Source organism: Arthrobacter sp. zg-Y844, assembly GCF_024385465.1.
Lineage (GTDB): Bacteria > Actinomycetota > Actinomycetes > Actinomycetales > Micrococcaceae > Arthrobacter_B.
Window position 1 is genome coordinate 692,241 of the sequence record NZ_JANFLS010000002.1, and the last position, 18,297, is coordinate 710,537.

The following is an 18,297-nucleotide window of genomic DNA, read 5'->3' on the forward strand; positions in this document are numbered from 1 at the left end:
CGCGGCAATTACGCCTACCGCTGGTACTGTTCCACTGGTACAGTCCCCAGGCATGGACACAAACACCCTGCCACAGCCCACCGTCAATGCCCGCTCGCTTCTGCTGCCGTACACACTCTCCCTGGTTGCGGCCATGCTGCTCGTCCAGGCGTTGATCGCCCTGACCGGCGGCACAGTCACCGTCCTCGCCGGAGTCCTGACCGGCGCCGTCGCCGCCGGAATTGCCGTCTGGATGTGGCGCAACGCCCGGAAACTCACCCGGGTCCGCTTCGGTTTCGCCGTCGCGCATGCGATCGCCTTCGTCTCCGTGACAACCTCGTTCAATGCGCACGCGGTGCTGCGGGCGTTCACCGCGGGGGGCGACGGAGCCGCCGCCGAACTTCTGGGAACGCCATGGTTCGGGGCAACCCTGGTGATGAGCGCGGCCTGGGGGCTCGGGCTGCTGGTCCACCTCACCGGTGCGGCACTGGGCCGCGGCTGGGAGGACTGAGCATGGCCCGCCCCACGGAGGACGAGGAATGGGTGGAAGCCCGGATCGAGTCCTGGGTGGAGACCTATAAGAAATCGATGCTGACGCCGGTGATCCTTCGGGTCGTTGAAGCTGCGCAACCGGTGACGGTCGCCCGGATTGCAGCCGGCGTCGCGTCGGCCACCGGATGGACGATCACCGAACGGAGCATGTACCGAAGCCTGAAGCGGCTTCAGGATTCCGGCTTCCTACAGAGCGCAGAGGTTGCCGCACCCCGGACCGGAGCCAAGCGCAAGGAGATTTCGCTGACCGCGGTGGGCGCACGGTTCCTGGCCGGCATCAACGACAGCCTCGTCGGTTTCTCCCCGCCGCGCAGCGGGGAGGGTGCCGGCGCCTAGAGCACCAGATCAAACTCCAGCCGGCCGTGCCGGACCCCGTTCACCTGCACCTCCAGGGCGTGCGTACCGGCGTAATGCCGCCGGGTGGTCATCTGGCGGAAGCCGTGCCGGCCGCTCAGCTGCCGGGACTCCCCCGGTTCCAGGGACACGGTCGCCAGCTTGAAGACCTTCTCGGCCGTGGACCTGTTCGCCTTGACGTAGTGCACTGCGTAATCAACTGACAGGCGGGCCGGAGCGTCGCCGGTGTTGCTCAAGACAAAGTCGAAGGTTAGTTCGCCCGGCAGCTGCAGGACGGTTGTCTCCGTCTGCAGCCCGGTAATGCGCACCTCCGCTGGAGTGAAGCCCATCAGCTCAAGCGCGCCCGGGTTTCCCTTTTTCACCAGGGTGCGCAGGCTGCGCCGCACCACCCAGATGGCACCGGGCGTGCCGGTCTGCTGCCAGCGTGCGGCCGCCTTCAGCACGAGCTCGGGCGCGTGCCGCGCGAGGTCGTTGGTGTGGTTGGCGACGGACCGGCGCACGTATTCGGACTCGTCATTGTGCATCGCATCCAGCAGCGGCAGCGTGGCTCCCGATGTAGCGAGCAGCGACGGTACCCGGACGGCCCACGGCAGGTAGGGCCGGGTTCCCTCGCTGGCCAGCCGGCGTACATGTTCGTTGGGGTGGTCGGTCCAGGTTCGGATGATCGCCAGAGCCCGCTCGTGATCGGCCTTCAGCAGCCGCCGGATGGCGAACTCGCTGGTCAGCCCCGGGGTAAGTTCCGCAAGCAGGACCAGCGCGTCGTCGAAGGCCGGGGTGCCGCCGTCGGCCAGTGCCAAAGTGACGGCAGCCTCGGTGACGGGCCACAGCACCCAACCGGTGAAGGTCGGATCGTCCAGCGCGGCGCGGAACGCAGCCGCGGCGGCCGGATAGGTGCCCAGTGCGCTAACGAGGGCGTGCGCGACGGCGTCCGTCCGGCCGCGTAGCGACAACGGTTCCAGCTGGGTCCGGGTGGCCAGCACCCCGTCCCAATCGACGCCGGGTGCCGCGCCGGCCAGCGCATCGTGCAGGGTCTTGACCTCGTTCGGCCCCAGCAAGTCATCCATCGCACCCATGGTGGTCCCCCGTTTTCCATTGCCTCCGATATCCGACGGGCAGCCAAACTGGATCCGATTGTCCCTTTGCTCGAGCCGGGTAAGCCTATCCCTAACCTACTGGTTATCGGATTCAGCCGCCGCTGCCGAAATCATCTGCGCTGACGCGACGGTAGGACTCGGCGATGATTCCTCCGAGGATCTCGAGGTCCACCTTCGCCAAGTTCTTGATGTACAGGCAGCCCGCACCCGTCGTGTGGTCGCCGAGCCGGGACAGTTGCTCCGTGTACGCGTCCACGCCGTCAGGAAGGTAAACCGTGGTGGCGCCCTTGCGCGGAGAAAATGCCGCCGCGCCGGCGTCCCCCTCCCGGCCGCTGGCATATTTGTAGTGGTACCTGCCGAAGCCGACGATCGACGGCCCCCACATAGCCGGCTGCTCCCCGGTGATCCGTGTCATCAGCGCGACCAGGGTCTGGGCGTCGCGGCGGCGCAGGGGCGACGCCACGCCGTCGATGAAGCTGCTGACGCTGGTGCTGGCTGGTTCCATGGTGCGCCTCCTGGTTTAGGTCACGGCTACCGGGTCCGCGGGTCCGGCATCATCACTTCCACCTGCGGCTTCTCGTCCCGCTTGGCCTTCCACCAGACAAAGAAACCGGCAAGGGTGAATCCGCCGTAGAAGAGGTACATAAACGCTGTGGCGTAGTAACCGGCGCTGAAGAGCAGCGGCACGCCCACTATGTCCACGGCCACCCAGATGAGCCAGAACTCGACCCAGCCCTTGGCCATGCCGTAAGTGGCCAGCAGCGAGCCGACGAAGGTCCAGGCGTCGGCCCACACCGGTTCGTAGGAACCGAGCCGGGCGAAGACCGGGGTCAGGGCAACGGTGCCCAGCAGCATGATGGTCACCAGCCCGATGCGTTCCCGGCCCGAAGCCCACTGCGGGGTCACCGCGCTCTCGCCGTGGGACTTGCTCTGCTGCCAGCGACGCCAGCCGTAGATGGACACGGCGATAAACATGATCTGCCGTCCGGCCTGGCCCAGCAGCGTGGCCGTATCGGCGCCGCCGAACATGGAGCCAAGGAAGACGGTCAGCAGGAGCAGGTTGCCCAGGATGCCGACGGGCCAGGCCCAGACTTTACGGCGCATACCGCCGAAGGCGCTGAGCAGCCCGAAGATGTTGCCCACAAGTTCGCGCACCAGCAGTGAGCTTGAGCCCACCGGAATCTGTGCCTCGAAGAGCCACCGTAGAAAATCCATGTCGTCCTATCCCTAAGCGGGTGCTCCGGGGGTACGACAGTACGATGCGTCGCCGGGGTACAACCGGTTCGAGGGGTCACCCCTGCAAAAGGGGACCTCGAAGGGTCGGCAAAGCCGGCGGAACAACAAACTGCACGTGCTTCTCCCATCCAGACTTTAACTGTCGGTATCGGAATTTCACCGATTCAACCGAACCGCTGCCCCGATTTCTCGGATCAGCAGTGCGGGTCGCGGACTATAACCGCCGGTTCGGAATTACACCGACCCCGGAGCACGTTTGTTGCTAACTATTCTTGCACAGCAGCCTCGGCAGATGCGCGCAGTTTGCGGATAGCGTCATTGGGATCACCAGCGCCGTACACTGCCGAGCCGGCCACGAACACGTTCGCTCCGGCCTCCGCGGCCCGTTCGATGGTCTCCGGGGAGATCCCGCCGTCCACCTGGATGGCCAGCGGCAGCCCGGAGCCGCGGACGGCCGCGGCGGCCCGGCGGATCTTGGGCAGCGTCACGTCCAGGAACTTCTGTCCACCGAAGCCCGGTTCCACCGTCATGATCAGCAGCATGTCCAGTTCGGACAGCATGTCCAGGTACGGTTCCACCGGGGTGGCCGGGCGCAGGGCCATGCCGGCCTTGGCGCCGCGCTCCCGCAGGTCGCGGGCGAGCTTGATCGGGGCCGTCGACGCTTCTACGTGGAACGTGACCGAGGCGAGGCCGGCTTCGGCGTACAGCGGCGCCCAGCGGTCGACGTCGGCGATCATCAGGTGCGCGTCCAGCGGCAGCGCGGACACCTGCTGGATCCGTTCCACCACCGGCAGGCCAATGGTCAGGTTCGGTACGAAGTGGTTGTCCATAACGTCCACGTGCACGGCGTCCGCGGCGCTGATCCGCTGCAGCTCGGCTTCGAGGTTCACGAAATCGGCCGAGAGGATGCTCGGGTTGATGCAGCACTTGCTCACGAAGGGTCTCCTAGATTTTGCGGCGGATCAGTGCCAGGAACATAGCGTCGGTGGCGTGGATGTGCGGCCACAGCTGGGCGGTGGATTCGTGGCCGGCCTCCAGCGCGCCGGGCAGGCTGACGGCGTCCAGCGCGGCGCCGGCGTCGAGCAGTTCCAGGTCGTTGCGCTTGCGCATCACGTCGGCGACGACGGCGGTGGTTTCCGCGGGGTGCGGGGAGCACGTTACATAGGCCACCACTCCCCCGGGCTTAACCGCGTCCACAGCGGTGGTGAGCAGCTCGCGCTGCAGGATGCCGAGTTCGCCGACGTCGGTGGGCTTGCGCCGCCAGCGGGACTCCGGACGGCGGCGCAGGGCGCCCAGGCCGGTGCAGGGTGCGTCGACGAGAATCCGGTCGAAGGTTTCCGGGTAGTCCTCGGCGATGGTGCGGCCGTCTCCGGTACGCACGTTCCAGGTTTCCCCGGGCACGGCGTCCAGGGCCTGGCGGACCAGCTGCGCGCGGTGCGGAGCGGGCTCGTTGGCCAGCAGCACGGCCCCGGATTCGTGGGCGAGGGCGGCGAGCAGTGCGGCCTTGCCGCCGGGGCCGGCACACATGTCCAGCCACTTTTCCACGCCGTCCTCATCGACGGACGCGCCGCCGAGGTCCAGTTCGGCCAGGGCACGGGCGACCAGCTGGGAGCCGGCGTCCTGCACGCGGGTGGTGCCGGCGCGGACCGAGTCCAGCCGGCCGACGTCGCCGGCGGAGAACAGTGCGGAATCCTTCACGAGCTCGCCGTCCGTCGCTCCGGCGGCGCGGGCCTCATCGAGGTTTCCGAGGCCGGGCAGGGCGACCAGGTTCACCACGGGAGCGTCGTTGTCGGCACGCAGCAGGTCGGTGATCTCATCGACGCTGCGTCCGTGCGCCACGAGTGACTGGCGCAGTGCCCGGACAATCCACTCCGGGTGGGAATGCTCAATGGCGGAGCGCTTAACTGCGTCGGTTTCGCCTTCGGTGAGCAGCTCCACCCACTCGTCCAGGCTGCGGGCGGCGACCTTGCGCAGCACCGCGTTGATCAGCGCCGAGGGTCCGGCGCCGATGACGGCACGGGCCAGGCCGACGGTCTGGTCGAGGGCGGCATGTGCAGGGACGCGCATGGCCAGCAGCTGATGGGTGCCGATGCGCAGGGCGTCCAGGACAGCGGGGTCCAGGCGTTCCAGCGGGCGGTCCACGCACTTGGCGAGGATGGCGTCATAGGTGCCCTGGCCGCGCAGGGCGCCGTAGGCCAGTTCGGTGGCAAAGCCGGCGTCGCGCTTGTCCAGCCGGTGCTTGCGGATGCTTTTCGGCAGCACGAGGTTGGCGTAAGCGTCCTCGCCGGAGACGGCGCGGAGCACTTCAAAGGCAACCAGCCGGGCCGGATCGGCTGCGCGGGTGCGCTGGCCGGGGGCGGCGGCGGTGCGGGTCTTCACTGCGGCGCGGCGGCGTTCGTGGCCCTTGTCGTTGCGGTGCTTTTCAGGTTGGGGGGTCATTCGAAGACCACGTCCTCACGGTTGGCGAGGCCGCGGGCCCAGTCGGCCCCCGGCATCATTTTCTTGCCTGCGGGCTGGACACGCAGCAGTTCGAGTCCGTGTGAGCCGGTGCCCACGACGGCGGCGGCGTCCCCGCCGCCGGTGAAGCGGATCTGGCCGGGGCGCATGTCGGTGACATCGGGGCGCAGCTTGGCCGCGCCGATCTTGAACCGGGAGCCGTCCCAGGTGGTCCACGCGCCTGGTTCGGGGGTGACGCCGTTGATGCGGCGGCGGATAGCCAGGGCCGGCTGCTGCCAGTCCACGCGGGCATCGTCGATGCTGAGCTTGGGTGCCAGTGTGATGTCCCCCTGCTGCGGCACCGGCACGGCGGCGCCGGCGTCGACTGCGCTGAGCGTCTGGGCCAGCAGCACGGCACCGGAGTGCGAGAGGCGTTCGAGCAGGTCGCCGCTGGTGTCCTCGGGCCGCACCGTTTCGGTGAGGGTGCCGTAGACCGGGCCGGTGTCCAGCCCGGTTTCAAGCAGGAAGGTGGACGCGCCGGTGATGTCGTCACCGGCAATGACGGCGTGCTGCACCGGGGCGGCGCCGCGCCAGGCAGGCAGCAGCGAGAAGTGCAGGTTGATCCAGCCGTGCTTCGGCACGGTGAGAGCGCGGGCCGGAACGAGGGCACCGTACGCAACGATGGCTGCGACGTCGGGCTCCAAGGCGGCGATGGCCGCGATGGCTTCGTCGTCCACCTTTGCAGCGCGGATCACGGGCAGACCCAGTTCCTCGGCGCGGGCGGCCACCGGCGATGGCGTCAGGACCTTTTTGCGGCCCAGCGGGGCATCGGGGCGGGTAAGGACGCCGACGACGTCGAACCCGGCGTCAATCAGCGCGTCGAGGGACGGTACGGCGACCGCGGGGGTGCCGGCAAACAGGACGCGAAGTGCCGCGGCCACCTAGGCTCCGGCCTGGGTGCCGAACGTACCCTTGGCCGCCTGGCCGAAGGTACCGAAGCTGGAGCCCACGCTCTGGGCACGCTGCGCTGCGGTACGGTCCGCGATTGCGTCGTACTCGCGCTGCCGGATGGCCCGGAGTGCTTCCTTGCGGTGCTCGCCTTCGAGCCGGTCGATATAGAGGGCGCCGTTCAGGTGGTCCGTTTCGTGCTGGAAGCACCGGGCGAGCATGCCCTCCCCTTCGATGCTGATGGGGTTTCCGTGCAGGTCCTGGCCGGTGACGCGGGCCCAGCGGAAGCGCGGTGTCTGGTAGCCAAGCCCGGGGATGGACAGGCAACCCTCCAGATGGTCCGGCTGGAGGTCATCGCTCAGGTCAAGGACGGGATTGACCACATGCCCGGCCTGGCCGTCCACGCGGTAGGTGAATACGCGCAGGCTGACGCCCACCTGGGGTGCTGCCAGCCCGGCACCTTCGACGTCCTCCATGGTTTCCTCCATGTCCGCTACCAGCTTCGCCAGTTCGGGGCCGAAGTCGGTCACGTCTTCGGCGCGGGTCCGCAGGACCGGGTCGCCGAGCGTGCGGATAGTCAGGATGGCCATCGGGGGTTTGTTCCTTACTCTTGCTGCAGGGGATCGGAATCCAGTCTAGTTGGCTCCGCCGCCCGCCGGGACGCTCAGGCCTGAGGAGCGCCCGCTGCCACCGAAGTCTGCGGATCTGCCGTCGGTGCAGCCTGCAGGGTTGAAGCCTGTGCAGCGGGGGCTTCGTGCGCTCCGACCGGGGGCGGCGGCACGGGCAGCAGGGCACGGCCTGCGGCAACGGCGTCGATGTTGGTCTGCCAGACCCGGCGCAGTGCGCAGAACTTGAACCAGTGCTGGGGCAGCACGTCCGGGTTGGCGCGCATGGGACGCACCTCGGTCTGGCCCACGGCGACGCCAAGCAGCAGCGGGTCCTGTCCGTAGGCCCACGGCTCCCAGGTGCCGGCACCGGCGTCGACCAGCGACTCCTGTGCCTTCATCCCGGCAACAAGCTGCATCACGACCTTGTCATCCAGCTGTTTCACCTGTCCGTCGCGGTCGGTGTTCTTGGTCTTGTAATCGATCAGGCACAGCCGGCCGCCGATCCGCGCCACCAGGTCCAGGGTGCCGGCGTAGCCAAGCTCGGCGTTCCACACGGTGATTTCCGGGGCGATGGGCTGGACATCGTAGAGCTTCCACCATTCGTCGAACCGGTCCGCGAACTGGTGCTCGCCGCGGGCCACAAGGTCCTCGCGGGCACGTTCGAGCTCATGCGGGCGGTCCAGGGCGCGGAGCGCAACCTGCTCGCAGTAGAAGTGGACGCGCGTGCCCCGCTGGGCGGCGGCGTCGCGGTAGCGTTCGGAGGCCGAGGAGGCCTCCTTGACCACGGAGCGCAGCTGCGACGGGCTCCCGAGGGCGGCGGTGAGTTTCGGATCCTTGACGACGGCGGAAGCTGCCATATAGCTGTGCCAGCCGTCCAGGGACGTTGAGCCCTGGGAAATGACCGTGGTGATGGACGGGACCGTGGGCGGCTCGGAAAGGGACCGCGAATACATGCGTCCGTATTCGGTTGCGTGTGCCAGTGCTGGTTCAGTCATGTCTCCAGTCTGCCACCCGGCGGTGACAGTCTGCTTTCGGCTCCCCGCACGGCCTGCGACTAGCGGCGTCCGCCTGCGCGGACCCGGTCTATCACGGCATCGACGCGGCTTCGAATCTCATCCTTGCCTCCGACCAGCCCGAAAGGAGGGCCGTCGTCCGTAGTGCCCCACGGCACGAGTACGTCAAAGTCCAGATCACGGACCTGCGCGAGGCTGGCGAGGTAATCACCTCGAAGGTGCTCGTCCAGAACCACCGCTTTCCACTCGCCGTGCTCAATCCAGATGAAGTCCCCGGTGAACAGGAAGCGCCTGTCCCCGTTGTTCCATAGGTAGCTTGTTGTGCCCGCAGTGTGTCCCGGCGTCGGAATTACCTCCAGGTCTTCGCCAATCATCTGACGCCGGTCAAACACGGCCGACACCGGAAGCGACCCGGCCACCTCGGCACGGTCCCCCTCATGGACGTATACCGGAACATCGAACTCCGGCACTCCGTACATCGCTTCATGGGCATGGTTGATCAGCAGCCGAGCAGCTCCGCCCCGGTCCATGATGGCCTCCGCGGAGCTGTTGATGCCCGGCGAGTTGTAAACAATCATGTTGCCGCCGGGCCGCTCGAGGACGAACGAGCGAAGCAGCACGTTGTGCTGATAGGGCAGGCGCACGGCGGAAGTGGCAAGCAACCCGTCCAAGGGTGCGTGCAACGGGCTGGTTTCCGGAAGGGTCACGATTGGCTCCGTAGTCATTGGGTCCGCAGTGTGGATGCAGGACCCATAACTACGCCCCAAAAAGAGCCGGCGCCAGATAGACGCAAAAAGCCGCCACCTTCCCGAAGGAAAGTGACGGCCAGTGAAGGGTGGGCGATACTGGGTTCGAACCAGTGACCTCTTCGGTGTGAACGAAGCGCGCTACCACTGCGCCAATCGCCCTTCTTTTGCTAAATCACGTTGATGCGCCCGGAAGCACTCCAACGTCTAAAGATGCTAGCCCAGATCCCGCCCCAGTCCAAACCTGGGCCGAACCCGGGACCGATTGGACGAACCCGCAAACGTCCTATAGAGTTTTTCTTCGTTGGAAAGCGGGGGTTCGCCGCGGAAAGCGCAAGCAATCCGGGGCAATAGTTCCCTCATCTGATCAACATGCGGACGTAGCTCAGCTGGCTAGAGCACCACCTTGCCAAGGTGGATGTCGCGGGTTCGAATCCCGTCGTCCGCTCGCAAGTCACTGTACAAGCCGCTCCCGGTTTCGCCGGGTCCGGTTCTCCAAAGCTTTATGCGGCGGTTACGGTGGGGTGGCCGAGAGGCGAGGCAGCGGCCTGCAAAGCCGTATACGCGGGTTCGAATCCCGTCCCCACCTCCACAGTGGATTGTAAGAAACCCATTTATGGGCGCGATTGGCGCAGCGGTAGCGCGCTTCCCTGACACGGAAGAGGTCACTGGTTCGATCCCAGTATCGCGCACGAACAGTACTGTTTCAGTGCTTTTCTTGCGGACGTAGCTCAGCTGGCTAGAGCACCACCTTGCCAAGGTGGATGTCGCGGGTTCGAATCCCGTCGTCCGCTCTCCCTTCTGCTTATGGTTTTCCAGGAGTAATCCTGAACGGGCCGAGCAGTTTAGGGCGCGATTGGCGCAGCGGTAGCGCGCTTCCCTGACACGGAAGAGGTCACTGGTTCGATCCCAGTATCGCGCACGGACAGTTTCGACTGTTTGCATTTGCGGACGTAGCTCAGCTGGCTAGAGCACCACCTTGCCAAGGTGGATGTCGCGGGTTCGAATCCCGTCGTCCGCTCTCCCCCGGCGAATTGCCGGCTTAGAAGGAACAGGTTATTGCCTGTTCCTTCTTTTTGTTTAACCCGCAGTTCATACCAGCCTGATCTGCTCAGCAATAAAAGCTAAGTTTGCTTATTAGCCGGCCTATCGATAAAGTCTTTCCAGTAGAGAAAATGCCGACATGGTTTCAGTAGCGGGATCAAAGTTGCATGGCCGCCAGGCCGCTCACACCACTACTTGAGGAGAACCACATGGCTAATACGCAGACTCACAACGATCACACGAACACCACCGTTCGCAACGCCAACGACATCAAGGTGTCCACGCGGACCCTCGAATTCGCCGTTTACGTCCTGGCCGTTATCGCCACGATCATCACGGCAGCTGTTGTTGGCGACAACGTTAGCGAAGACGGCCTTGACGCGTTCAACGCCGCACAGGCAATGCAGTACATCACCTTCCTCACGGTAGGTCTGATGGTTGCCCGCGGCCTGGCCAAGTCCGGCCACCGCGGTAACAACAACCACAACGCGTAACACGCGTTTCCGGCCTTAGGCCGGACGCTTATTCCGGCGTGGAGCTCCTTGAGCTTCACGCCGGTTTTGCTTTAAATGCACATGTTTCCGGCGTCGGCATCAGCAACTCCCCCGCGGTTCGGCGCCGATAAACATCCCTGAAGACCTTAGAGTGTGGCCTATGGAAATCCGCCCGCTGGACCTCGATAATGACAGCGCCATGGCCGCGGCCTACCGCATTGAATGCGCGGCAAACCAAAGCGTAAGGCCCGGCTGGATTTCTCCCGGCAAGGAAGCCCGGATTCTTGGCTGGCGTACACCTAACGGATGGCAAAACCATTTGCTGGGTGCATGGAACGGCACCACATTGATTGGTTTCGCAGCCGGCATGCATTCACCCGATACTCCGGACACCACGTGGATATTCGTATGGGTCGACCCCGTCCACCAAAAAGCAGGAGTTGGGTCGGCATTGGCTCGTGCCGCCGAAGACGCCGGCCCTGCATCCACGGCCAGGTTCGTGGCAAGCGCCATCCGGTCGTCCTCGGCCGAATTGGACGCGCTGATGCAGAGTTTTGCCTCCCCTCTGGGTTATTCCCCGGCAACCACCGAAACCGTCGTCGAGCTGGATCTCCGTGACGCACAGCTTGCCGGTCCGACGACGGCGCCCGGCTACGAAAATTCAACGCACGTCAACGGCGTCCCGGAGCGGTTCCGGGAACAGGTTGGGCAGATCAAGGGCCTCGTGGATGCCGAGGCACCCAACGGCGAGCTCGGCTGGGGTGAGACACCCGTATCGCCCGATGAGTATGCCGCCGAGATGGAGCTCTGGATCGCCCAGGGGTCCACGGTATTCGAGTCGATCGCCGTGGACGCCGCCGGAAACGTTGCCGCCTGGACCTGCCTGGTCGTTGATGCCGATACCGAACGGCCGGCGCACATCGAAGGGACCCTCGTGGTCTCCGGCCACCGCGGCCACGGCCTCGGAGCGGCTGTGAAGCTGGCTTCCCTGCACCGCGCCGTCGAACTGGGAAACGTCCGCAAAGTCAGGACCAGCAGCGATGACGGGAATGTATGGATGCGTTCCATCAACACCCGCCTCGGGTTCACTCCCGTGGAGACCGAGATCATCCTGCAGAAGGAAACGGTCAGCCCGTGACCGCGTCCGCTGCCACGCGTGCGGCATACAACGTCTCGAAAGTGGCATGCAGCGGCCAGAACCGGGACGCAGGAATGGCGGCCCCGGCAACGGCGGCTTCCAGATACGTCAGGTGGGTAATCCAGCCGGGGCCATAGGAATCGACGAGGGCTCCCAGGTCGTGGTGCCTGAAGTCCATCAGGGACCCCTCCTCCGCGTCCTGCAGCCGGATCTGGATCCGTGATTCGGGTTCCTCGGGAAACTCCCAGCTCATCGCCAGCAGGCGCGGCTCCTCCACGTCGGTGATGACGCTGCGGGACAGGTAGCCGCCGCTATGGTCGACGACGATTGATCCGTCCGCTCGAACGTCGCATTCCACGGGACGGCCCAGCCACTGGGACAAAAGGGCGGCGTCAGTGAAGCCTGCCCAGACGGCCTGCGCCGGGGCGGGAAACGTCCAGGAAATCCGAAGCGAACCGTCGGCGGTCGAGACTGAAGTGAGCGGCATGGCCACGATTGTGGCACACAGTCATATTCGCCGCACCGATCAGTTTCCGATGGCCAGTGCCAGCTGTTCGGCGGCTGGGAGATCAGCCAGCACCACCTGGTAGCGGTGGCCGCCGGCGTCGGAGAACGTGACTGCACCGGCGCCGCCCATGTTCAGTCTCGTCAGGGAGCCGCGTCCGTGCCGCGTCACTGGCCAGTTCACCAGACCGGTGTTCAGTCCGTTGTCTCTGGCCACCGCGATGTCCTGTACGTTTCGGCGCTGAATGGAGCGTTTCCAAAGGGGTCCGCGTAGGGTGACGTACTGCTGGTCTACCGCAACCGTAATCCGCGCAAGAAAACACCACCAGCCGGCAGCGAGCAGGAACGCTGCGGCAGCTACATACAGCGGCCACACCGACTCGACGGCTGCCCCTACGCCCAGCGCGGCACCCACGGCGGCCAGCAAGGCTCCGCCTCCCCACCGCAGCCAACCGGGCGAACGTTCCACGAACCTGACACTGCTTGCCGGTGCCTGCGGCGCCATGCCTTCCCCCTCATCGTTTGCGCGGGCGGTCCTGATTAGGGAACGCTACCTCATTCTCCTGGCACCCTGAGAGGCTGCCGCCTCCCCCATCCGCTCTTCCAGTCCACAACTGTCTCGCTGGTGACCCAGCCGGTCCGCGCATAGTCTTTCACCACTCCCGCTGGCCCACCTGAAAGGAACCTCCCGTGACCATTGCCATCTTCGGCGCGACCGGACAACTCGGCGGACTCATCATCGACTCCTTGATCGAACGTGGCGTCGCGCCGGGCGACATCCTTGCCCTGGGCCGCAACCAGGACCGCCTGTCCCAGCTCGCTGGCCGCGGCCTGCGTACGGCACGGGTTGACCTCGACGACGCCGCCACCACAGCCGGTGTGCTGGACGGCGTCGAAAAGGTCCTGCTCATTTCCATGAGCGAACCGGGACGCCGCGTTGCGCAGCATGCAAACGCAATCGAGGCAGCACGGAACGCCGGCGTCCGCCAGCTGGTTTACACCTCAGTTCTTGAGGCGCCGACCACGATTCTCGCCCTCGCTCCGGAGCATCGAGCGACCGAGGAACTCATCACTGCGTCCGGCCTTCCGGCGACCGTTCTGCGCCACGGCTGGTACACGGAAAACCACAGGCAGGAGTTCGACGCCGCGCGGCAAACCGGCGTCGTCGCCAACAGTGTGGGTCCAGGGCGCATTGCCAGCGCCCCGCGCCGGGACTATGCCGAGGCAGCCGCTGTCGTGCTCAGTACTCCAGGCCACGAAGGCAAGGCCTATGAACTATCCGGGGATACGGCCTGGACCTACACGGAATTCGCTGCGGCCGCACAGGAAGTGCTTGGAACCCCCGTGCGCTACGAGGTCCTGGCACCGGAGGAAGAACAGAAACAGCTGGTCGCCCTCGGACTTGATGAGGCGACCGCAGGCTTCCTGGGTACGCTCAATGCCAATATGCGCGACGGTGCGTTGGCTCCGGCACCCGGCGACCTGGCCAAACTGATCGGCAGGCCTACCGAGCCGCTGATCGAGACTATGCGCGCCTGGGTCCGCTGAGCTGCGTCTTACGCTTACGTGCGGCGGCACCTGACATTCACGAATTCGAAAGCAAGAAAAGCGCCGATTCCCAACGGACCCATTGCGCCGCCGCAATACCAAGAGAAAAACGGGCGCAATACTATTGCGTGAGGCCGCGAATACCGTCAAGCCCTACAGCTGGCTCCGGTGTCAGGAAGCGTTTAGCGCAGTGTCGATAATCTCTCGGCTTGGCAGGTGCAATGCTTCCGCCGCACTGAGCCCGGTGGCCGCCAGGAAACGGTCAACGAGGCGGTTCCCTGCGGCGTAGCCTGCCCCCGCCGGAAGACCTACCGGTTCAGCCCCGAACCGACGGGCTGCTTCATCGCCGTGCACCCAGGCGGTGAAGTTGTTCATCCCGCCGATATCCAGCCCGGATAGGACCTTCTCGAACACTGCGTCATCGTGAAGGTGCGGTAGACCCATGGGCGTGTAACCCAGTTGGTCCCCGTAGAGCTGGCGGGCAAAGGCATCCGCCAGTCCCTCGGAAACCACCTGCTCCCCCACCGTGACCGCTGCCGGGTCCCAAACCACTCCGGCTGGCGCATAGCGCAGGTTGTGGTTCAACTCGTGCACGGCGGCAGCCTCGAGGCGGTTCAGGTTCTCGTCGTTGGGCCACAGGGTCAGCGAGATATAACCTGTGGCACTGCCATTTCCACTGAGCCCCTTTGCCGGACCCATGAAGTATTCGTCCGCAGGGTCGCCAAGCACCAGAAGGACGGTAATCTCCGGCACCTTGAGTTCAGGAACGGCTTGGACCTGCAGCTCAACTGCGTTCGCCAGCGCGTTTTCGATCCGCCCCCAGGCATCCGCCGTCGTCAACCGGGCGAGCCCCTCACGACAGCTTTCACTGTCGCGGTCCAAGGGGAAGCCAAAACTCAGACCGTGCATTGCCGCCAGGTCCACCTGCCCCGGAAAGTACCGGTACATGCCTTCCATCGGAGCAAGCATCGAACGCAGCAACCCCCTGCGCTCCCCCTCGGCGGCCTGGAGCACCGCTTCCATTCCCGCGGCGCTGTCCAGCACGATGATTGTCATACCGGCACCCTAACGGCTTCCCCGTTTACCTGCCGGCCCAGGGCGCCTCCGCCATAGCGGATCTGAAGATTAACGAACCAAATGGTTTGTTAGTCTTGGGGCATGAGCGCACTTCCCTCCATCTCCCCCACCAAGGCGGGGCGCAAGGAATGGCTCGCCCTCGTCGTCCTCATCCTCGCCGTAACCCTGCTCGCCATCGACGGCACCGTCCTTTATATGGCGGTCCCTGCCCTGACAGCGGACCTGTCGCCGTCAGCCACCCAGATCCTCTGGATCGGCGATATCTACTCGTTCGTCCTGGCCGGCCTCCTCGTGACGATGGGGAACCTGGCGGACCGCATCGGACGTAAACGTCTTCTAATGATCGGCAGCATCGCCTTCGGCGTAGCTTCCCTGCTGGCTGCCTTCGCGCCGTCCGCGGAGGTGCTGATTGCGGCACGTGCCCTGCTGGGCATCGCCGGCGCGACCATCATGCCCTCCACCCTGTCGATCATCCGCAACCTGTTCCACGACCCAGTCCAGCGGACGCGCGCCATCGCCATCTGGTCTGCGGGAGCGATGGCGGGCGGCGCCGTCGGGCCGTTGGTCGGCGGTGCCCTGCTGGAATTCTTCTGGTGGGGTTCAGTCTTCCTGATCAATGTTCCGGTGATCGTCCTTATTGTGGTGCTCGGCATCTGGCTTCTGCCCGAGTCCAAGAACCCCAATGCCGGAAAAATCGACCTGGTTTCCGCCGCGCTCTCAGTACTGGCCATTGTGCCGGTGGTGTACGCCGTCAAGCAGGTGGTGGGCCACGGACTCGATTGGTCCGTCCTTCCAACCCTTCTCCTGGGTCTGGGCGCAGGATGGCTGTTCGTCCGGCGCCAGCAAAAACTGGAAACGCCCCTCGTGGACATCAGCCTGTTCCGCATCCCTGCCTTCGGCGGAGCAGTGGCGGCCAACGCCCTGTCCATCTTCGCCTTCTTCGGGCTGCTGTTCTTCTTCTCCCAGTACCTGCAACTGGTCCGCGGTTACTCCCCCTTCTGGGCGGGAATGGCGGAAATGCCCGCAACCATCGCTTCCCTGGCCGTAGTAGGAGTAGTCGGTTTCGCTTTGTCCAAGCTGGGCTTGGGCCGTGCCATTGCAGCCGGCTTGCTTATCGGTGCCCTGGGGCTGGCACTGCTTGGCCTGACCGAAGGATTGCCCAGTTACGCGGGTATCGGCATTGCCCTTGCGGTAATCGGTCTGGGAACGGGCCTCGCCATGACGCTTTCCACGGATGCCGTTGTGGCTGCGGCCCCGCCGGCACGGGCGGGTGCGGCCTCGTCCATCGCGGAAACCGCTTACGAGCTGGGCGTCGCGCTGGGCATCGGCGTCCTCGGATCGGTCCAAACCGCCCTCTACCGAGCACAGCTGGAGATCCCTTCGGGCACCTCCCCTGAAGCGGCGGCAGCCCTGCAGGATTCCCTGGCCAGTGCAGCCGGTGAGCTGGGCAAAACCGATGATACTTTGCTGGCCGTGGCGCAGCAGGCGTTCACGCATGGCATGCAGGTGACGTCGTTTATTGCTGCCGCACTGCTGGTGGTGGCAGCGGTCATCGCCTGGCGCCTCATCCCGTCGGATACCTCTCTGGACAAGAGCACTGGAGAACCTCATGAAACCCACTGAATCGACGGCGACGCGCGACAAGGAACGGACTCGGCGGGCAATCATCGATGCCGCGTCCCAGATGATTTATTCCCACGGCGCAAACGTCAGCCTGGCTGACATCGCTTCAGCCGCCGGGGCATCCAAGGGAGCGCTGACCCACCATTTCACCAGCAGGAGCGCCCTCGAGGAAGCAATCCTGGTGGACGTGTCGCAGCGTTTATGGGACGCGGTGCACGAGCGCCTGGATTCTTCGGAAGACCGGCCGGGGAAACTGCTCCGCGCGTACATCCGTGCACTAACCGACGACGACGCCGCCGTACGGGACGTTGTCTCTCCCGGTTCGCTTCTGCTCATTATCGGCAGTGGCCAACCCGGGCAGGAGGCGCTTAAAGCCGATGCGGAGAAATGGCGGAAGGCTTTCGACGCCGACGGTATCGATCCTGCGCTGTCGCTGACCATCCGCTACGCAGCCGAAGGGCTCGCGGCGTCCATCGGAACCCCATATCTCACTCCGGCTGAACTCCGGTCAGCTCGAACCCGCCTCCTCGCGATGACGGAACCTGCCTAACGGGGACCGGTTCCCTAGGCTGCAGCGCCGGCTCGTCCGGCCAGGCGCTGCAGCCGCCGGCGTACGGCAATGAAGGCAACGCCGGCAAGGATGATGTGCACCAAGACCAGGGCGATCGCATCCGGTTCAACCCAGACGATGGTCCATCCTGAGTCGAGCCATCCCGTTCCCCCGAGAATCGTGCGGGTGACGGTTAGCTGCGTCCAGTGGAATGCGACCGCCACCAACAACGCGCCGGGCACCGGGATGCGCCGGGCCGCCACGAGCGCCAGCCCGAACAGCACCAGCTGCACGATGTAGGCAATCGGGTCGTTGCCTGCAGGGAACACCTCGATTCCTCCTCCGTCGCCGCCGAGCACCGTGGTGATAGCCCACCGCACCGGTCCCACCACCACTCCCACGAATGGGAACAACGCAGTGGTCACCAGCGTCGCAACCGCCAGCCCCCAGCCGTCCCGCAGGTTCGTCCAGACATACCCGCGCAGGGCAAGTTCCTCCGGAAGCGCCTCGTAGAGAGCCAGCACCACGCCGTTCAGGAGCAGGAAGCCCAGGAACGCGGCAAGGTCGAGCTGTTCCACCCGTATCCACCCGGCCAGGCCGGCGGGTAGCCAGACGAGGAGGCCGGTGAGCGCGCCCACAGCCACGCCCAGGGCCAGCGGCCGGGCGGCTGACCTGCTGAGGCCGAGTCCCTCCAGGTCGCGGTGGTCGAGCCGCCGACGCAGCAGCACGATACCCGGCACCACGACGGCGGACATCAGGACTGCCTGCAACAGGACTTCAGGAAGCCGTCCCCAACCAAATGCCTGGCCCAGGGCTTCGGCAATTCCTATAGCGGTTCCAAGGCCCATGCCGAGAAACGCCCATCCAAGGACTGCAGCCTGAAGCGCGCGCCACCGCGGAATCGCTTGCCGCGTCTGGTCCGGCAGGTGAGACGTCACTGCAGTCGGTGTGCGTGCAGGCATATCGAAGGTCCTCATTTATCGCGTCGGGGCGGTAGTGCAGGATCGACGCCAGTCCACCACGAAGACCCGGGCAACCTACGCAGCCACGCCCGCTGCGTTGATTGCCGCGGCGACCGTAGCGGTGGCAGCGTACATCCGAGCAGCAACGGCGTCCTTGTTCGTCGACTCGGACTCGTGGATAAAGGCGGTTTTGCCGCGTCGTATTCCACAGAAGTAGATGATGCCGTGCTCCACTGAGGTGCTGAAGGACTGTGTGTAGCCGTGCCTGGCATAAGATTCAAAGCCCTCCTGTGCAGGTGGACGATGCGGGTCGGCTCCTCCCCCAGCAGGTTGTGCAGCTGCGCCGCAGTGGCGTGCGTCAGTGATCCCGGATCCGGATGCGCGGTAGCGA

21 protein-coding genes, 7 tRNA genes and 1 riboswitch are annotated in these 18,297 nt (G+C 65.4%); of the genes, 13 read left to right on the forward strand and 15 right to left on the reverse strand.

Translation table 11 applies throughout. The features are described 5' to 3' along the window. Positions 1-52: 52 nt before the first annotated feature. Both NNX35_RS10045 and NNX35_RS10050 read left to right on the forward strand, forming a co-directional pair. Entirely contained in the window at positions 53-490 is a 438-nt protein-coding gene (locus NNX35_RS10045) for a hypothetical protein (RefSeq protein ID WP_255765966.1), read from the forward strand. A 2-nt stretch (positions 491-492) separates the two neighbouring features. After that, positions 493-867 carry a PadR family transcriptional regulator gene (locus NNX35_RS10050; RefSeq protein WP_255765963.1) on the forward strand — a complete coding sequence of 125 codons (375 nt, stop codon included), beginning with the start codon at positions 493-495 and terminating at the stop codon, positions 865-867. Here NNX35_RS10050 and NNX35_RS10055 read toward each other — a convergent pair. From NNX35_RS10055 to NNX35_RS10100, 10 genes are all read right to left on the reverse strand, one after another. After that, positions 864-1,949, reverse strand: coding sequence for a DNA alkylation repair protein (locus tag NNX35_RS10055; RefSeq protein WP_255867669.1), 1,086 nt, complete (start codon positions 1,947-1,949; stop codon positions 864-866). The genes NNX35_RS10050 and NNX35_RS10055 overlap by 4 nt on opposite strands. A gap of 121 nt (positions 1,950-2,070) precedes the next feature. Continuing rightward, positions 2,071-2,484 carry a DUF1801 domain-containing protein gene (locus NNX35_RS10060; RefSeq protein WP_255867670.1) on the reverse strand — a complete coding sequence of 138 codons (414 nt, stop codon included), beginning with the start codon at positions 2,482-2,484 and terminating at the stop codon, positions 2,071-2,073. A gap of 26 nt (positions 2,485-2,510) precedes the next feature. Next, a complete protein-coding gene (pnuC, locus tag NNX35_RS10065) occupies positions 2,511-3,194 on the reverse strand; it encodes a nicotinamide riboside transporter PnuC (protein WP_229952129.1) in 684 nt (227 codons plus the stop codon). A gap of 132 nt (positions 3,195-3,326) precedes the next feature. Next, positions 3,327-3,473: riboswitch (FMN riboswitch) on the reverse strand. 8 nt (positions 3,474-3,481) lie between these two features. Then, on the reverse strand, positions 3,482-4,150 hold the full coding sequence (rpe, locus tag NNX35_RS10070) for a ribulose-phosphate 3-epimerase (protein WP_255867671.1): 669 nt from the start codon (positions 4,148-4,150) through the stop codon (positions 3,482-3,484). A 10-nt stretch (positions 4,151-4,160) separates the two neighbouring features. Continuing rightward, positions 4,161-5,654, reverse strand: a complete 1,494-nt coding sequence (locus NNX35_RS10075; protein WP_255867672.1) for an RsmB/NOP family class I SAM-dependent RNA methyltransferase — start codon at positions 5,652-5,654, stop codon at positions 4,161-4,163. Further along, positions 5,651-6,592: a methionyl-tRNA formyltransferase gene (gene fmt / locus NNX35_RS10080; RefSeq protein WP_255867673.1), complete on the reverse strand. Its 942-nt coding sequence runs from the start codon at positions 6,590-6,592 to the stop codon at positions 5,651-5,653. Before fmt ends, NNX35_RS10075 begins: the two co-directional genes overlap by 4 nt. After that, positions 6,593-7,189 carry a peptide deformylase gene (gene def / locus NNX35_RS10085; RefSeq protein ID WP_255765958.1) on the reverse strand — a complete coding sequence of 199 codons (597 nt, stop codon included), beginning with the start codon at positions 7,187-7,189 and terminating at the stop codon, positions 6,593-6,595. Between the two features lie 74 nt (positions 7,190-7,263). Then, a complete protein-coding gene (locus NNX35_RS10090) occupies positions 7,264-8,202 on the reverse strand; it encodes a cytochrome (protein ID WP_255867674.1) in 939 nt (312 codons plus the stop codon). Between the two features lie 59 nt (positions 8,203-8,261). Continuing rightward, complete coding sequence (locus tag NNX35_RS10095) at positions 8,262-8,945, reverse strand: MBL fold metallo-hydrolase (RefSeq protein WP_255765956.1); 684 nt, start codon at positions 8,943-8,945, stop codon at positions 8,262-8,264. Between the two features lie 111 nt (positions 8,946-9,056). Then, positions 9,057-9,128, reverse strand: a tRNA-Val gene (locus NNX35_RS10100). Between the two features lie 212 nt (positions 9,129-9,340). Between NNX35_RS10100 and NNX35_RS10105 the strand changes: the two genes are divergently transcribed. The 8 genes from NNX35_RS10105 to NNX35_RS10140 all read left to right on the forward strand — a co-directional run bounded on the left by NNX35_RS10105 (position 9,341) and on the right by NNX35_RS10140 (position 11,642). After that, a tRNA-Gly gene (locus tag NNX35_RS10105) sits at positions 9,341-9,414 on the forward strand. Between the two features lie 70 nt (positions 9,415-9,484). Beyond that, a tRNA-Cys gene (locus tag NNX35_RS10110) sits at positions 9,485-9,558 on the forward strand. Positions 9,559-9,586: 28 nt separating this feature from the next. Then, positions 9,587-9,658, forward strand: a tRNA-Val gene (locus tag NNX35_RS10115). A gap of 28 nt (positions 9,659-9,686) precedes the next feature. Then, positions 9,687-9,760, forward strand: a tRNA-Gly gene (locus NNX35_RS10120). A gap of 56 nt (positions 9,761-9,816) precedes the next feature. Next, positions 9,817-9,888: transfer RNA gene (locus NNX35_RS10125), tRNA-Val, on the forward strand. A gap of 25 nt (positions 9,889-9,913) precedes the next feature. After that, positions 9,914-9,987: transfer RNA gene (locus tag NNX35_RS10130), tRNA-Gly, on the forward strand. Positions 9,988-10,219: 232 nt separating this feature from the next. Further along, entirely contained in the window at positions 10,220-10,504 is a 285-nt protein-coding gene (locus NNX35_RS10135) for a hypothetical protein (RefSeq protein WP_255867675.1), read from the forward strand. A 160-nt stretch (positions 10,505-10,664) separates the two neighbouring features. After that, a complete protein-coding gene (locus tag NNX35_RS10140; protein ID WP_255867676.1) occupies positions 10,665-11,642 on the forward strand; it encodes a GNAT family N-acetyltransferase in 978 nt (325 codons plus the stop codon). Here NNX35_RS10140 and NNX35_RS10145 read toward each other — a convergent pair. Continuing rightward, entirely contained in the window at positions 11,632-12,129 is a 498-nt protein-coding gene (locus NNX35_RS10145) for an SRPBCC domain-containing protein (RefSeq protein ID WP_255867677.1), read from the reverse strand. The genes NNX35_RS10140 and NNX35_RS10145 overlap by 11 nt on opposite strands. A gap of 39 nt (positions 12,130-12,168) precedes the next feature. After that, on the reverse strand, positions 12,169-12,615 hold the full coding sequence (locus tag NNX35_RS10150; RefSeq protein WP_255867678.1) for a hypothetical protein: 447 nt from the start codon (positions 12,613-12,615) through the stop codon (positions 12,169-12,171). Positions 12,616-12,836: 221 nt separating this feature from the next. Between NNX35_RS10150 and NNX35_RS10155 the strand changes: the two genes are divergently transcribed. Then, entirely contained in the window at positions 12,837-13,694 is an 858-nt protein-coding gene (locus tag NNX35_RS10155; protein ID WP_255867679.1) for an SDR family oxidoreductase, read from the forward strand. A gap of 171 nt (positions 13,695-13,865) precedes the next feature. On the opposite strand, the gene NNX35_RS10160 is transcribed toward NNX35_RS10155, so the two are convergent. Continuing rightward, positions 13,866-14,750, reverse strand: coding sequence for a DUF2268 domain-containing protein (locus NNX35_RS10160; RefSeq protein ID WP_255867680.1), 885 nt, complete (start codon positions 14,748-14,750; stop codon positions 13,866-13,868). Positions 14,751-14,852: 102 nt separating this feature from the next. On the opposite strand from NNX35_RS10160, the gene NNX35_RS10165 reads away from it, so the two are divergent. Then, the gene (locus tag NNX35_RS10165) at positions 14,853-16,394 is read left to right on the forward strand and encodes an MFS transporter (RefSeq protein WP_255867681.1); all 1,542 of its coding nucleotides are present in this window, start codon (positions 14,853-14,855) and stop codon (positions 16,392-16,394) included. Continuing rightward, entirely contained in the window at positions 16,381-16,944 is a 564-nt protein-coding gene (locus NNX35_RS10170; protein ID WP_255867682.1) for a TetR/AcrR family transcriptional regulator, read from the forward strand. Before NNX35_RS10165 ends, NNX35_RS10170 begins: the two co-directional genes overlap by 14 nt. A 14-nt stretch (positions 16,945-16,958) precedes the next feature. On the opposite strand, the gene NNX35_RS10175 is transcribed toward NNX35_RS10170, so the two are convergent. Continuing rightward, the gene (locus NNX35_RS10175) at positions 16,959-17,906 is read right to left on the reverse strand and encodes a CPBP family intramembrane metalloprotease (protein WP_255867683.1); all 948 of its coding nucleotides are present in this window, start codon (positions 17,904-17,906) and stop codon (positions 16,959-16,961) included. Between the two features lie 75 nt (positions 17,907-17,981). Then, positions 17,982-18,140, reverse strand: coding sequence for a hypothetical protein (locus NNX35_RS10180; RefSeq protein WP_255867684.1), 159 nt, complete (start codon positions 18,138-18,140; stop codon positions 17,982-17,984). Positions 18,141-18,297 lie beyond the last annotated feature (157 nt).